Origin of the sequence: Lascolabacillus sp., assembly GCF_028696275.1 — a bacterium.
Classification (GTDB): domain Bacteria; phylum Bacteroidota; class Bacteroidia; order Bacteroidales; family Dysgonomonadaceae; genus Proteiniphilum; species Proteiniphilum massiliensis.
This window is the reverse complement of the sequence record NZ_JAQVHI010000026.1, coordinates 1-15704: the sequence shown is the minus strand read 5'-3', so window position 1 is coordinate 15704 and position 15704 is coordinate 1. Positions and strand designations below refer to the sequence as shown.

The window sequence follows — 15704 nt, the reverse complement described above, 5'->3', positions numbered from 1 at the left end:
TTACAACTTATAAAACAGAATAAAATAAGCATTAAATAATAATATCTGTCTATTTTTGTACTATAAGTTAATTATCACAGCTATAAGTTATGCAAGTTCTACATAACCGGTTCTCTAATAAAGAACTAAAAAGACGTATGTTGGAAGAGAAAGAGCCAAGAGTAACTATCTCTTTTTATAAATATTTTCATCTCGATGATCCTCAGCAATTCAGGGATGAACTTTACATTAAGTTTTACGAAATTGATGTTTTTGGACGAGTTTACATTGCAACAGAAGGAATAAACGGACAGATTTCTGTACCTGAAAATAAAAAAGACAGGTTTAAAGAAATTCTTTATAATTGTCATCCTGAGCTAAATGGGATAAGACTTAATGAAGCCCTTGATAATGATGGGAAATCGTTTTGGGTTTTACGTATGAAAGTGCGTAATAAGATTGTTGCAGATGGAATTGAGGACCAGACTTTTGATTCATCCAAAACAGGAAAGTATTTAACAGCAAAGGAATTCAATAAATTAAGTGAACAGGATGATACCATAGTAGTTGATATGCGTAACAGCTATGAATATGAGGTTGGACACTTTAGCAATGCTGTGGAGATACCTTCAAGAACATTCCGTGAACAATTGCCTAAGGCAGTTGAGTTGTTGCAAAATCACAAAGATAAAAACATCATAATGTATTGCACAGGAGGTATAAGGTGCGAAAAAGCCAGTGCATACATGCTGCATAACGGATTTAAAAACGTATATCATGTAGAAGGCGGAATAATTGAGTATGTAAAGAAGGCTCGTGAGGAGAATCTTCCCCTTAAATTTATAGGCAAAAACTTCGTCTTTGATGAACGTTTGGGAGAAAGGGTTACTGATGATGTAATTTCTAAGTGTCATCAATGTGGAGCACCAAGTGACAGGCATACAAATTGTGCCAATCAGAAGTGTCATGACCTCATTATTCAATGCGAAAGATGTGCTGAAGAGTTTAAAGGATGCTGTTCACACGATTGTGTGCAGCATTTAGTTCCTTAAAAACTACTATTTAAATTGTGAAAAAATAAAAATATTGCAGCTTAAATTATTAGAAGATTATAAAAAGCCCTATTTTTGTGAAAAATAAACTGCATTATGCATATGGCACAACAATTTTTTACTGGGTTGCCGCTATTTGTGGTTCTTTTTTGGCTGTTACTTTTTATTTTGGAATACAAGAATAGTGATTTAGCAAAGCGCTTCTTGGTTGTTTTCTTAGCAGTTGCCTCGTTAAATTATCTGGCTCATTGGTTTTATTTTAATCATAACTACACTGCTTACAATATTCTCGATAGTGTCTGGGTATTTACCTCTCTTGCAGCTTATCCGATATACTACTACTATATACGTTTACTTACTATAGATACTAAGATAAACTTAAAATGGATTTGGATTCTCTTTCCGGCGATTCTGCTTTCCCTTTTTTCTGCTATCCTGTATCTGTTGATGAGTCCAGAAGAAATCACACTCTTCACAAAGGAAATTCTCTATCATACACAAAGCAACGAGTCAGAATACTCGACTCTGATTAATCTGCAAACTTTAAGAAGAAATCTGGTACGAATAGTATTTGCATCAGAGGTTGTTTTAGTACTATATTTCGGACTTAATTTAATTAGCAGTTTCAACGAGAAGGTTAGATCTTTCTACTCTAATATTGAAAATAAGGAGTTGTCTAAAATCAGGTATATTCTCTATTTCTTGGTTATTGCATCTATAATATCAATTTTATCCAACTTTATTGGAAAAAACTATTTCACAGATCACTCTTATCTTCTGGTTATACCTTCAATTGCACACTCCGTTGCTCTTTTTGGAATGAGTTATGTTGGTTACAAACAGAACTTTACTATTCATGATCTTAAAATAGAAAAACAGAATTATACTTCAGAAGACTCAGATGAGTCAGAGAGGAGTGAAGAAATATTTACAACTAATCAGCTTGACAGACTCTATTTAAGGCTCGAATCGTTATTTGACGATAAAGAGATATTTAAAGATCCTGATCTAAGGTTAAATGAGGTGGCTCGTTTATTAGGAACCAACCGGACTTATGTTTCTAAACTGATTAATACCAGAAGAAATGTTAGTTTTAATGATTTTGTCAATGAGTACAGAGTAAGATATTCAGAAAAGATATTGACATCATCTGACTATTTCTCTCATTCCCTTGAAGAAATAGCTTTAGAATCAGGATTTTCGAGCACAAGCTCTTTCTACAGATCCTTTGTGAAGAAAAATGGAATACCTCCGGGTAGATATAGGGAAAAAAAAGGGAGAATATCATGATGATATCTCCCCCCTGCATATTGATAACCTAAACGAATTGTTCAACTTATATTTTATAATATAATTAAACGAATTCTTTTTTTAATTGTTCAACCCATTTAATCAGTCGCTCCTCCGTCAAATCATACTCGTTATCCTCATCAAGAGGTAACCCAACCCATACACCATCTTCTACGGCGGTTGAATCATCATAAGTATAACCTACATCGGGTACTTTGCCAACCACTTCAACCTTATCGTGGATCTCGTCATAAACAACTTTCATTGATTCCGCAAAACTTGTTGAGTAAGAGGCACTGTCGCCCAACGCAAAAATAGCCACCTTTTTACCTGTAAAATCAATTTTTGCAAATGAAGGTAGAAAACCTTCCCAATCGTCCTGTAGATCACCAATACCTGTTGTTGAAGTTCCTACTATTATATATTTATAGTCCTCTATTTCACTAAGAGAAACATCTAATACATTATAAATATCCGCATTTCCTTCGAAAAGATCCTGAACCTGTTTTGCAACAGATTCGACACTTCCTCCCGAAGTTCCATATAATATAGCAATTTTATTCATGTTTGTTTTCTATTATTGTGCTTGTCTACTTTTAGTATCTAACAGTTAAGTCAAAAAAATGTTTTTTGACTGATAGTAAATGTAAATACTTTGAAGATAAAGGGAAATATGCTACTTTTGCACACTAACTACATAACGGCGCGGTAGTTCAATGGATAGAATAGAAGTTTCCTAAACTTTAGATCAGGGTTCGATTCCCTGCCGTGCTACTTTTTTTTAACTTTACCATCAAGCATGTTTACACCTTTAATAACTAAATTATCTTTGCGCTATAATAAATAATATTCAATACACCATTTGTTTATGAAACAGAACAAATTATCTATTTTTATTGCACTATTAATTGCAACTTTTATTTCGTCTTGCAGCCCGAAATCATCTGAAAATGAGTGGATACAACTTTTTAATGGAGAAGACCTGACAGGATGGACTCCAAAAATTGTAGGCTATGAAGCAGGAGATAATTTTGGTAATACATTCAGAGTAGAGGATGGGATGATTAAAGTGAGGTATGAGGAGTACGATTCACTTAGAGATAGATTTGGACATCTTTTCTATAAGGATGAGTTTTCTCATTACAGGCTTAGAGTAGAATACCGTTTTATTGGGGAGCAGACTCCGGGAGCCCCTGGATGGGCTTACAGGAACAGTGGACTTATGCTGCATGGACAAACACCGGAGTCAATGGAACTGAATCAGGATTTTCCAACATCAATAGAAGTTCAGCTTCTTGGCAGCGATTCAGTTGCAGAGAGAACAAATATGAATGTTTGTACTCCCGGAACCAATATTGTGATGAATAATGAATTGATTCTTGATCACTGTATAAACTCATCTTCTGAATTGTTCTTTGGTGATGAGTGGGTTACGGCTGAAGTAGAAGTAAGAGGGAATGATGTAATTTATCATATTATAAATGGTGATACAGTTTTACAATATACAAATCCTCAACTTGATGAAAGGGATCATACATATGCAAGACTGATAGAATTGAATAATGGAGATAAGATGTTAAGTAAGGGTACTATCTCATTGCAAAGTGAAGGGCACCCTATAGATTTTCGCAAGGTTGAAATTCAGATACTTGAATGATATACTGTTAAAATGTCGTTAGCTATTAAAAGTGGACCGGGAAATTATTAATCTTATTTTAGTGTTAAGAGATGGGAAAAACAATCATTGAGCTTTTAGAAGAGTCGGTATCTAAATATGGAGATAAGCCTTTTCTTCATGAGGCACGTTATGGAGAAGATTATACTTCTATTACTTACCTTGATGTGCAGAGGGAGGCTATTCGTTTTGCAGCCGGATTAATTGCTCTTGGCGTTGAGGCTGGAGATAGAGTTGCATTAATATCTGAAGGGAAAAATAACTGGGTGTTAGGAGAATTGGGGATACTTCATGCAGGTGCTGTTTGTGTACCACTTTCGGTAAAGCTTGAAACTGAACAGGATATTACTTTTCGTATAAATCACTCTGATACAGTTATGGTGCTTGCTTCTGATCAGCAGATCGCAAAACTGCGCCCAATGAAAGATAAATTACCTACAGTGAAAAGATATATCTTGCTGGATAAGATTGAGAGTGTGGATGATGGTGAGATATTTTTCGATGCTGTTAAAGAATTGGGTGATGCATTACTTGCTACCGATAAAAAGCGGGTAGATGATCGAATTGCAGCAGTCAAACCTGAGAGTCTTGCTAATATTTCATATACCTCAGGTACAACTGCCAATCCAAAGGGAATAATGTTGTCACATAATAACTATGTATTTAATGCAGAACAGGCTGTAGATCATTTGAATGGCATTCCTTCATATTTCAGAACACTCTTGATACTCCCATGGGATCACTCTTTTGGTCATACTGCCGGTATTTATGCTTTTATGAAATGTGGAGCTTCAATTGCTTCGGTAGCTGCCGGTAAGAGTGCAATGGAGATTCTGCGGAACGTACCTAAGAGCCTTAAGGCTATCAATCCTCACCTGCTAATGAGTGTACCCGCACTTGCAGCTAACTTCAGGAAGAATATTGAGTCGGGTATCGAAAAGAAAGGGAAAACAGCGTATAGTATGTTCAAGCAGGGACTCAAAGTGGCATATAGATATAATGGTGAAGGTTATAACAGGGGGCGAGGTAGTCGTGCTTTACTAAAACCATTGGTGAAATTTTATGATCGGCTCTTCTTCTCAAAGATTAGGGAGAGTTTCTCGAGCAATATGGAATATTTTATTGGTGGAGGTGCACTTCTGGACATTGAGCTACAGCGGTTCTTCTACGCTATAGGGATACCAATGTATCAGGGCTACGGACTTTCTGAGGCTTCACCAATTATTTCTGCAAATAGTAAGAAAGAGCATAAGCTTGGATCTTCAGGCAAGACAATGCCTCGTATGGAAATTCGTATAGGTGATGAAAATATGAATCCATTACCTATAGGGGAGAAGGGAGAAATTCTTATTAGAGGTGGTAACGTAATGATGGGATACTGGAAAAATCCTGAAGCAACAGCAGAGACTATTGTAGATGGGTGGCTTCGTACAGGTGATATGGGCTACCTTGATGCTGACGGATTCCTTTATGTATTAGGTCGCACCAAATCACTTCTGATAAGCAACGATGGAGAAAAATTCTCACCTGAAGGAATTGAAGAGTCAATAATGGCTAAATCAGAATATATCAATCAGTGTGTACTTCACAACAATCAAAGTCCATACACAACAGCCTTGCTGACACTCAATGCAGAGGTTTTGAAGCGACGCACTAGCAATCCGGAAGAAGCAGCAGCAATCATTGCCGGCGAGCTGGCCGAGTATCTTAAAGGGGGCAAGAATGATGGTATGTTTCCATATCGCTGGATTCCTTCAGCTTTCGCAATTATTGAAGAGCCTTTCAGTGAAAAGAATGGTTTAGTAAACTCAACAATGAAGATTGTTAAACATAAGGTTTACGAGAAATATGCAAAGGAGTTAGAGATGCTGCATACTCCCGAAGGGAAAAAATATGATTCAGAATATAACTTAAAAGTACTTCAGAATTTATTATGAAAATGAAATGATACACTAACGGAGATTTAACAATTGTTAGGAAAGGATTTTATTTTTCGTTAGGGATATGGTGTTTAATCGGCTCGCAACCTTTGCAACCAGCGCAATAGGAGGAATCTCTTTTAGTGAAGAAAAATCTATAGATATTCCGAAGTAGTATCAATCCTACCACTATTCCTATTATTATAACTATAAAGAGTTGTACGTCCATAATGTAACTGCTTTAAACCTAAATAAATAAACTTCCGATTTGAAAAACAAGCAGTGCAACTAACCAGGCCAGTCCTGTTGAATAGAGGACGCTGAATATTGCCCATTTCCAAGAATGGGACTCTTCTTTTATAGCTGCTATAGTTGCAATACATGGGAAATAAATAAGTACAAATAGCAAAAATGCTGTTACAACAAGTGGTTTAAAAACAGGATTGCCATCAGTGTCGGTTTCTGACAGGAGTCGCGACTGAAGCGACTCCTGGCTTTCACTGTCGCCTGTATATAATACTCCCATTGTGCTAATAACGATCTCTTTTGCAGCCATCCCTGAAAGGAGGCTTACTGACATTTTCCAGTCGAATCCAAGAGGACGCATTATTGGTTCAATAAACTTGCCTATCTTACCAATATATGAGTTCTCCTGATGTTCTATGTTTTGAATAAGTGTTATTTCTGTTAATATTTGATCTCTCTGATCAGCACTTATCTGATTATTTTCAAACCTGGTTTCAATATTAGCTATTTGCTGTTCATTTTCATTGCTTTGGGTGCTGTTTTGAGGGAAGTATCCCAAAAACCAGATTATAATTGAAGCTATGAGAATTGGTCCTCCCATTTTTCGCAGGTATTGACTGGCTCTTTCCCACATGTGTATTACAATCGACTTTAGAGTAGGCATGCGGAAAGGTGGTAATTCCATTACAAATGGTGTATCTTCCTCTTTGAAAAGCGTCTTGCGGAATAGCAAAGCAGTGAGAGCTGCTATTATAATTCCGATAATATAAAGCGATAATAATGCAATACTTGCATTTTTAGGGAAGAAAGTGCCAATGAAAAGAATATAAACAGGTAGTCTGGCGCTGCATGACATAAAGGGGACTATCAGCATGGTAATCATTCTGCTGCTTCTGCTCTCAATTGTACGAGTTGACATTATTGCCGGAACATTGCAACCGAACCCCATAATCAATGGGATAAATGATTTCCCGTGCAATCCTATCCGATGCATAAGTTTATCCATTATAAAAGCTGCCCGGGCCATATAGCCTGAGTCTTCCATGAATGCGATAAAAAAGTATAAAATTACAATATTTGGCAAGAAAACTATCACCCCGCCTACTCCACCAATTATTCCGTCAACAACAAGATCTTTAAGAGGACCGGGAGACATATTGCTCCTGATAAGATTTCCAATAAATGAAACAAGATTCTCTATCCATTCCATAGGGTAATTACCTAATCGGAAAGTTGCTTCAAACATTATCCAGAGGAACAGAAAGAAAATTGGGAAGCCCAGGTATTTATTTGTCACTATTAAGTCGATAAGTTTACCCTTGTCAACTTTCTCCGGCAGTTGTTCGAGAGTCTCTCTTAACCCTCCCGCAATAAAACCGTACCTCGCGTTTGTAAAAGCTGACTCAGCATCTTCTCTTAGTAGCTTTTCAATATAATTGCGTTCTTTATCTCTGCGTGCAATTATCTGATTATGTTTAGGAAGTCCTGCTATATGTTTTTCTACATCCTTGTCGCCTTCAAGCAGTTTTATACAGATATATCTTAACGATAGCTCCTTTTTCAACTTAAAACTGTCATTAAGCTCACGTTCCATTATGGAAATGGATTTTTCCAGTACCCTTCCATAAGGAAGTTGAGCAAAAGTGTGGTTTTTTTCATTTTTTACTCTTATAACCTCCTCTAGCAACTGAGGGATACCTTCGCCCCTCTTGCCAACTGTGGGTACAATTGGAACGTTAATGAGTTTTGAAAATGTGTTATGTTCAAACTTTCTACCACTGCTCTCAAGTTCATCATACATATTGAGAGCAATTACCATTGGCACTTCAAGATCCAGAAGTTCTGTTGTCAGATATAGGTTTCTTTCCAAGGCAGAAGCTGAAACTACATTTACAATGACATCCGGCTTTTCTTCCAGTATGTAGTTACGTGCATAAAGTTCTTCAGGAGAATAAGAAGAAAGTGAATAAGTTCCCGGAAGATCTACCAGTGTAAAATGGTAATCATTATGTCTCAGGTATCCCTCTTTGGCGTCTATAGTTACACCACTGTAATTTCCTACATGTTCGTGAGCACCTGATGCCAGGTTAAATATTGAAGTCTTGCCGGAGTTGGGGTTGCCAATAAGGGCTACTTTAATATTTTTCTCTTTTAATTTCCTTTTATTAGACTCATCATTCAGTATAACTCTGTTTGGTAATTTAATTGCCTCTTGTTTGTGGTTTTTATACTTAATACCATTGAATGTATTAATATTTGTCAACTCATCTGTTGCTGAAGATTTGCCCGAGAGGATATTTACATCGTCTGAATAACCATTTTCGGAATATCCGTTTTGGGTAACTTCGGATTTCATAATGGTAATTTCAATCATCACCGCCTCACTACGACGTAAAGAGACTTCATACTCCATGATCCCATATTTAATTGGATCCTTAAGTGGAGCATTGAGAATTGATTTTACCTCTTCACCGCGTACGAATCCCATCTCCAGGATCCGCTTCCTGAATGCACCATTACCATTTACTTTTTTGATATATGCTGTTTGCCCTGTTTGTAGTTCTGACAGTCGCATCTAAAACCTTCAATTTTTGTCTCGCAAAGATACATCAATTTCTTCTATTATTTATAACCAGTATAAATAATGTAAGGTAATTTAGTTTTTTTACAGAAACTATTAACAGATGGATTTGTTGTAAAATCAAGAGAATATAAAAATCAAAAAATATGGAGTATAGAATCGAAAAAGACACATTGGGAGAGGTGAAAGTACCGGCACAAAAGTTATGGGGTGCTCAGACAGAGAGGTCCCGGAGTAACTTTAAGATAGGGGAATCTGCATCCATGCCAATTGAATTGATCTATGGGTTTGCTTACCTTAAGAAGGGAGCAGCTTATGCAAATCATGAGCTTGGGGTATTGTCAGTTGAAAAACGTGATCTTATTGCAAGAGTCTGTGATGAGATTCTAGAGGGAAGACATGATGATCATTTTCCTTTGGTTGTATGGCAGACAGGATCCGGGACTCAAAGCAATATGAATGTGAATGAGGTTATTGCTAATCGAGCGCATCAGCTTGCAGGTAGAAAAGTGGGCGAAGGAGAAAAGGTACTGCAGCCAAATGATGATGTGAACAAATCGCAATCATCTAATGACACATTTCCAACAGCTATGCATATTGCATGTTATAAAAAGGTGGTAGAGAATACACTTCCGGGTCTGCGTCAGCTTCATAAATCATTAGAGAAGAAGTCGATAGATATGGCTGATGTGGTGAAAATCGGACGTACTCATCTTATGGATGCAACACCTCTGACACTTGGACAAGAGTTCAGTGGTTATGCGTCTCAGCTCGAACATGGAATCAAAGCAATTGAAAACACATTGCCACATTTGGCGGAACTTGCTTTAGGTGGTACCGCTGTTGGCACAGGCCTCAATACACCAAAGGGATATGATGTTTTAGTTGCAAAATATATTGCTGAATTTACCGAACTACCTTTTGTTTCTGCTAAAAATAAATTTGAAGCACTTGCAGCTCATGATGCAATTGTTGAAACACATGGTGCATTAAAGCAGATTGCTGTATCTCTAAATAAGATTGCAAATGATATACGTTTACTTGCATCTGGACCAAGAAGTGGAATAGGTGAGATCAATATACCTGCAAACGAACCAGGTTCTTCGATTATGCCTGGCAAGGTTAATCCAACACAGGCTGAAGCACTGACTATGGTTTGTGCTCAGGTAATAGGGAATGATGTTGCTATAACAGTGGGGGGGATGCAAGGGCATTTTGAATTAAACGTGTTTAAACCTTTGATGGCAGCTAACTTCCTTCAGAGTGCACAACTACTGGGTGATGCAGCACGCTCTTTTGATATACACTGTGTACAGGGTATAACACCAAACAGAGCCAGAATAAAGGAACTGCTAGAAAATTCACTTATGCTGGTGACAGCCCTAAATACCAAAATAGGTTACTACAAAGCTGCAGAGATTGCAAATGAGGCTCATAAGAATGGTACTACACTTAAAGAGGAGGCTGTACGTCTTGGATATGTGACAGCAGAAGAATTCGATGAATGGGTACGACCTGAAGATATGATTGCCCCGTTTAGTTGATTAAAGGTTAACAGTTATTATAGACGGCGTCGTTTCAAGATGCCGTTTTTTCTTTGTATTTTTGTATACTTATTTATCGATAGACCAAATAATTAACAATAAAATAAAATTTAATTTAAAGTTTATGGCTACGAAACCATTTGTTTATCAGGAACCATTCCCAATGTCGGAAGATAAGACTGAATATTATCTGCTTACCAAGGATCATGTTTCTGTTTCAGAGTTTGAAGGGAAAGAGATCCTAAAGGTCTCAGCTGAGGGATTAACGCTTATGGCACAGACTGCATTTCGTGATGTGGAATTTTTACTGCGTCCTGAACATCAGGAGCAGGTGGCAAAGATTCTGAATGATCCGGAATCCAGTGAGAATGATAAATTTGTGGCTTTAACATTTCTGCGTAATGCGGAGATTTCTGCTAAAGGAGTTCTTCCTTTCTGTCAGGATACAGGTACAGCAATTATAACCGGAAAGAAGGGTCAGAATGTATGGACAGACACCAATGATGCTGAAGCTCTTTCCAGGGGTGTATATAATACTTTTGTCAATGAAAATCTTCGTTATTCTCAGAATGCAGCACTTAACATGTATGATGAGGTTAATACAGGTACAAATCTTCCTGCACAGATAGACCTGTATGCTGTTGAGGGAAATGAATATAAATTCCTTTTTATTGCAAAGGGTGGAGGTTCGGCCAACAAGACATATCTGTATCAGGAAACAAAAGCATTGCTTACTCCCGGAAAATTGGAGAACTTCCTGATTGAGAAGATGAAATCACTGGGTACAGCAGCTTGTCCTCCTTATCATGTTGCTTTTGTTATTGGTGGGACATCTGCAGAAACAAACCTTAAAACAGTAAAACTGGCATCTGCAAAGTATTATGATAACCTGCCAACAGAAGGGAATGAACATGGTCAGGCTTTCAGAGATATAGAACTTGAAAACAGATTGAAAAAAGCCTCTGAAGAACTTGGACTGGGAGCACAGTTTGGAGGAAAGTATTTCGCTCATGATATACGTGTAATTCGTCTACCTCGTCATGGTGCTTCATGCCCTGTAGGTATGGGTGTTTCTTGTTCAGCCGACCGTAATATAAAAGCAAAAATCAATAAAGATGGTATCTGGATTGAGAAACTGGAGGATAATCCTGCAAGATTAATTCCTGAGGAATATCGCCAGGTTGGTGAAGCAGGAGGAGTTAAGATAGATCTGAATCAGCCTATGGAAAAGATCCTTGCAGAACTATCAAAGTATCCTGTTTCTACACGTCTGTCTTTGAACGGAACTATTATAGTTGGTCGCGACATTGCTCATGCTAAACTTAAAGAGCGTATTGACAGAGGTGAAGGTTTGCCTCAGTATATGAAAGATCACCCAATTTATTATGCCGGTCCGGCAAAAACTCCTGCAGGATATGCATCGGGATCTATGGGACCCACTACTGCTGGTAGAATGGACTCTTATGTTGATCTTTTCCAGTCACATGGAGGAAGCATGATAATGCTGGCAAAAGGTAATCGCAGTCAGCAGGTAACAGATGCTTGTAAAAAGCATGGTGGATTTTACTTGGGTAGTATTGGCGGACCTGCAGCTATTCTTGCTCAAGAGAGCATAAAGAGCCTGGAGTGTGTTGAATACCCGGAACTCGGGATGGAAGCGATTTGGAAAATAGAGGTAGAGGATTTTCCTGCTTTTATACTTGTTGATGATAAAGGTAACGACTTCTTCCAGGTGGTTACTCAGCCAAACTGCAGTTTTAGTTAATACTCAGAACTGACAATATTTGGTGGTTTAAAAATAAAATTATGAAGAGAACGAGTTTAATTATAATATCAATATTAGCAACTATTTTCATATCATTAGGGCAAACACGCTCTGTAGTTACACTTGAAAAGGGTTGGAAGTTTACAAGAGAGGATAACCCTCAATCAAAGGAGGCTGTATATGATGACAGTAACTGGGAATCGGTTCGAGTACCACACGACTGGGCAATTTATGGTCCTTTTGATAAGAGCAATGATATCCATCGTATGGCAATTGTTCAGGATGGACAAACCTCAGCAATTGAGCATTACGGAAGGACTGGAGGACTGCCTTTCACTGGTGCCGGCTGGTATCGTATCAACTTCACTATACCTGAATTAAGTGACAGTAAAAGGGTAACCGTTAAGTTTGACGGTGCAATGAGTAATGCGCGTGTTTATGTAAACGGTAAAGAAGCAGGTTTCTGGCCGTATGGCTACAACACTTTTTATTTCGATATAACTGATTTGCTTAATGATAACGGTAGGGATAATACCCTTGCAGTCAGACTTGAAAACTTGGAAGAGGGTTCACGCTGGTATCCAGGTGCAGGTCTGTATCGCAATGTTCATATCATAACTACAAATGATTCTCATATACCTGTATGGGGAACATATATTACCACTCCTGAGGTTAACGATGAGTTTGCGAAAGTTGACGTGAAGACTAAGGTTGTAACTGCAGGAGAAGACTATAATGGGAAAGGTGTATATAAACTGGTTACAGAGATTTTAGATGGTGATGCTAAGCTTGTTTCATCTACTGAATCAGTATTGACCACTTTCGATCAGAATGAGTTTTCTCAGACTCTTATCGTAGAGAATCCAAAACTGTGGGATATCAAACAGCCAAATCTATATAAGGCTGTCTCTAAACTTTATAAAGATGACCAATTGGTTGACGAGTACAACACCACATTCGGTATCAGAACTATAGAAGTAGTTGCAGATAAGGGCTTTTATCTGAACGGTCGACTCGTTAAATTCCAGGGTGTATGTCTGCATCACGATCTCGGACCTCTTGGGGCAGCTGTAAATGATGCTGCTATTCGTCGCCAGATACGTATAATGCAGGATATGGGTGTTAATGCGATTCGCACTGCTCATAATATGCCATCACCTGATTTCGTGAGAATTGCCGATGAAATGGGTATGATGGTTATGGCTGAGTCATTCGACAGCTGGAGAATACCAAAAGTTAGAAACGGTTATAATCTATATTTTGATGAATGGGCAGAGAAGGATCTGGTAAACCTGATTCATAACTTCAGAAACAGCGCCAGCGTTATAATGTGGTGTATTGGTAATGAAGTTGAAGAGCAGAGTCACCCACAGGGAGCTAAAGTTGCACGTTTCCTTCAGGATATAGTTAAAAGAGAAGATCCTACACGTCCTATCACTAATGGGATGGATCGACCGGACCATGTTTTTTCAAATGGTATGGCAGCAATAATGGATGTGCCGGGATTTAATTATAGGTCATTCCGTTATCAGGAAGCTTATGATATACTCTCTCAGCAGGTGATTCTGGGAACTGAGACTACTTCAACATTCAGTTCGCGCGGTGTATACAAATTCCCTGTAGAGCGCAAACAGATGGCGATGTATGATGATCACCAGGCATCTTCTTATGATGTAGAACATGCAGGCTGGTCTAATCTTCCTGAAGATGATTTTATTCAGCATGATGACCTGCCATTTACAATGGGAGAGTTTATATGGACAGGTATTGATTACCTTGGTGAGCCAACTCCTTATTACAGTAACTGGCCAAGTCACAGTTCTCTGTTTGGTGCAGTAGACCTTGCGGGTATTCCAAAAGACAGATTCTATCTATATCGCAGCCACTGGAACAAAGAAGAGGAAACACTTCATATCTTGCCTCACTGGAATTGGGAAGGTCGTGAAGGTGAAGTTACTCCCGTTTTTGTTTACACTAACTATCCGTCAGCTGAACTTTTCATTAATGGAAAGAGTCAGGGTGTAAGAACCAAAGATCTTTCTGTTGGAATTGAAGGCAGCTATACAGCTGAGGCACAAAAATCTTTTGAGCGTCAGAAAAGATATCGTCTTATGTGGATGGATACCAAGTATGAACCGGGAACAGTTAAAGTTGTAGCTTATGATGAAGATGGCAATGCAGTTGCGGAAAAAGAAATTCGCACAGCAGGCAAGCCACACAGACTGGTTCTTGAAGCCGACAGGAATGTTATCTCTGCTGATGGAAAAGACCTTTCGTTCATAACAGTTTCAGTTGTTGACAGAAACGGCAATCTTTGTCCCAATGTAAGCGAACTTGTGAAATTCAACGTAAAGGGAGCCGGATCTTATCGTGCAGGTGCCAATGGCGATCCTTCAAGTCTTGATCTGTTTCATCTTCCACAGATGCATTTGTTCAACGGTAAACTGGTAGCAATTGTAGAATCTTCAGAAACTCCCGGAACTATCACTCTTGAGGCCAATGCAAAAGGATTGAGGAAGGGTAGTATTAAGATTCAGACGAATTAGCATAGAGTTTAAATAATTTACAAGTGGGCCATATCGCTGAAAATGTGATATGGCCTATTTAGATTTATATCAACTATGTTCTTTATTTTAATACATTAACTAAGTTTGTGATTATATAACATAAAATTAACAAAACATTTTAATGGTTTTACATCATATATATAACCATTGAATGTCTAATGTCTTAAAAATTAATATTATACCAGAACTAAGTCCACCAGACAGTTTCGCTTGCTAATAAAATCATATTAGCAATATTTACGTTTTATTATTTATTCAAAAAAAACAATTATGAAAAACAAATCAATTTTATTAATTACTCTTTTCACTACAGTAATTTTGATATTATTGTTAGGATGTGATGAAAAAGTGAAAATGGAATTATCAGAAGATGTATATTCAAACGAACAAATGACAACGCGACTATCGGAAAACCCTAAATGAGATTATCCTGTAAAACCAGGTACAGAAAAATGGAAATCACTAAAAACCCATTCAGAAAAAGTATTATTATGTCAAATACCTGATAGTGTACTTAAAAAATGTTCAACACAAACACTATTAAGTTTATGTTTGAATTATCCACTCAATTTTGACTTTTATGCCTATAGCTCATTGAAAGAAGGTGTTGTAAAAGTGTCAAAAGAATTTAATGGTTTGATCGAACTATTTAATAGGGATGATAATTTTTATGTATTATTGAAATATATCAACTTAGCATTAATCCAGAACGACATAAACTCAAAGATCTATACTGAAGAAAAAGGTGAAGTTATATATCAATATTCATTGATTGAATGCTTATTGAGTTTCGATGAATGTCTTAATAATTCTACAAAAGAGGAATTATTATTGTTGAAGGAAGAAATGGCTAAAATTTTAAATTACAAAATTTCTAATCCCGAATTATTTAGTGTATACTCAAAGGGGGCCTCTTTACTTTTAATTGCTAACTCATTAAAGAAAATTACACCAGAATTAAATTCTCTGAAGAAACGGAAGTTTTTATAAATACTGGTATACTGAACAATTACGATGTTTATACAGAATTATTAAGTCATCTCTAATAATTATTACTATGAAAAAATATTTATTCATTTTGATTTT

The 15704-nt window shown here is 37.3% G+C and carries 10 protein-coding genes and 1 tRNA gene; 9 read left to right on the top strand and 2 right to left on the bottom strand.

All coding sequences use genetic code 11. From position 1 onward, the window contains the following. Positions 1 to 89: 89 nt before the first annotated feature. Positions 90 to 1031: an oxygen-dependent tRNA uridine(34) hydroxylase TrhO gene (gene trhO / locus PHO43_RS07335; protein ID WP_082057415.1), complete on the top strand. Its 942-nt coding sequence runs from the start codon at positions 90 to 92 to the stop codon at positions 1029 to 1031. Between the two features lie 102 nt (positions 1032 to 1133). Next, positions 1134 to 2321 carry a helix-turn-helix domain-containing protein gene (locus tag PHO43_RS07330; RefSeq protein WP_288009858.1) on the top strand — a complete coding sequence of 396 codons (1188 nt, stop codon included), beginning with the start codon at positions 1134 to 1136 and terminating at the stop codon, positions 2319 to 2321. A gap of 64 nt (positions 2322 to 2385) precedes the next feature. Here the strand turns inward: PHO43_RS07330 and PHO43_RS07325 are convergent, their stop codons facing one another. Further along, the gene (locus PHO43_RS07325) at positions 2386 to 2886 is read right to left on the bottom strand and encodes a flavodoxin (protein WP_045090625.1); all 501 of its coding nucleotides are present in this window, start codon (positions 2884 to 2886) and stop codon (positions 2386 to 2388) included. 137 nt (positions 2887 to 3023) lie between these two features. Here PHO43_RS07325 and PHO43_RS07320 point away from each other — a divergent pair. The 3 genes from PHO43_RS07320 to PHO43_RS07310 all read left to right on the top strand — a co-directional run bounded on the left by PHO43_RS07320 (position 3024) and on the right by PHO43_RS07310 (position 5933). Continuing rightward, positions 3024 to 3095: transfer RNA gene (locus PHO43_RS07320), tRNA-Arg, on the top strand. A 94-nt stretch (positions 3096 to 3189) separates the two neighbouring features. Next, positions 3190 to 3978, top strand: a complete 789-nt coding sequence (locus tag PHO43_RS07315) for a 3-keto-disaccharide hydrolase (protein ID WP_053826995.1) — start codon at positions 3190 to 3192, stop codon at positions 3976 to 3978. Between the two features lie 71 nt (positions 3979 to 4049). Continuing rightward, on the top strand, positions 4050 to 5933 hold the full coding sequence (locus PHO43_RS07310) for an AMP-dependent synthetase/ligase (RefSeq protein ID WP_045090627.1): 1884 nt from the start codon (positions 4050 to 4052) through the stop codon (positions 5931 to 5933). Positions 5934 to 6162: 229 nt separating this feature from the next. On the opposite strand, the gene feoB is transcribed toward PHO43_RS07310, so the two are convergent. Next, the gene (feoB, locus tag PHO43_RS07305; RefSeq protein ID WP_045090628.1) at positions 6163 to 8736 is read right to left on the bottom strand and encodes a ferrous iron transport protein B; all 2574 of its coding nucleotides are present in this window, start codon (positions 8734 to 8736) and stop codon (positions 6163 to 6165) included. A gap of 152 nt (positions 8737 to 8888) precedes the next feature. Here feoB and fumC point away from each other — a divergent pair, with 152 nt between their 5' ends. From fumC to PHO43_RS07285, 4 genes are all read left to right on the top strand, one after another. Beyond that, positions 8889 to 10286: a class II fumarate hydratase gene (gene fumC / locus PHO43_RS07300; RefSeq protein ID WP_045090629.1), complete on the top strand. Its 1398-nt coding sequence runs from the start codon at positions 8889 to 8891 to the stop codon at positions 10284 to 10286. A gap of 124 nt (positions 10287 to 10410) precedes the next feature. Beyond that, positions 10411 to 12051, top strand: coding sequence for a fumarate hydratase (locus tag PHO43_RS07295; protein WP_053826992.1), 1641 nt, complete (start codon positions 10411 to 10413; stop codon positions 12049 to 12051). Between the two features lie 41 nt (positions 12052 to 12092). After that, positions 12093 to 14597 carry a glycoside hydrolase family 2 TIM barrel-domain containing protein gene (locus PHO43_RS07290; protein WP_288011764.1) on the top strand — a complete coding sequence of 835 codons (2505 nt, stop codon included), beginning with the start codon at positions 12093 to 12095 and terminating at the stop codon, positions 14595 to 14597. A gap of 636 nt (positions 14598 to 15233) precedes the next feature. Then, entirely contained in the window at positions 15234 to 15608 is a 375-nt protein-coding gene (locus tag PHO43_RS07285) for a hypothetical protein (RefSeq protein ID WP_288011762.1), read from the top strand. The last annotated feature ends 96 nt before the right edge of the window (positions 15609 to 15704 follow it).

Excerpts from the sequence above, each read along its gene's own strand:
- PHO43_RS07330 (WP_288009858.1), top strand. The coding sequence starts at position 1,134 with ATGGCACAACAATTTTTTACTGGGTTGCCGCTATTTGTGGTTCTTTTT.
- feoB (WP_045090628.1), bottom strand. The coding sequence starts at position 8,736 with ATGCGACTGTCAGAACTACAAACAGGGCAAACAGCATATATCAAAAAA.
- fumC (WP_045090629.1), top strand. The coding sequence starts at position 8,889 with ATGGAGTATAGAATCGAAAAAGACACATTGGGAGAGGTGAAAGTACCG.
- PHO43_RS07290 (WP_288011764.1), top strand. The coding sequence starts at position 12,093 with ATGAAGAGAACGAGTTTAATTATAATATCAATATTAGCAACTATTTTC.
- PHO43_RS07310 (WP_045090627.1), top strand. The coding sequence starts at position 4,050 with ATGGGAAAAACAATCATTGAGCTTTTAGAAGAGTCGGTATCTAAATAT.
- PHO43_RS07295 (WP_053826992.1), top strand. The coding sequence starts at position 10,411 with ATGGCTACGAAACCATTTGTTTATCAGGAACCATTCCCAATGTCGGAA.
- PHO43_RS07325 (WP_045090625.1), bottom strand. The coding sequence starts at position 2,886 with ATGAATAAAATTGCTATATTATATGGAACTTCGGGAGGAAGTGTCGAA.
- PHO43_RS07315 (WP_053826995.1), top strand. The coding sequence starts at position 3,190 with ATGAAACAGAACAAATTATCTATTTTTATTGCACTATTAATTGCAACT.
- trhO (WP_082057415.1), top strand. The coding sequence starts at position 90 with ATGCAAGTTCTACATAACCGGTTCTCTAATAAAGAACTAAAAAGACGT.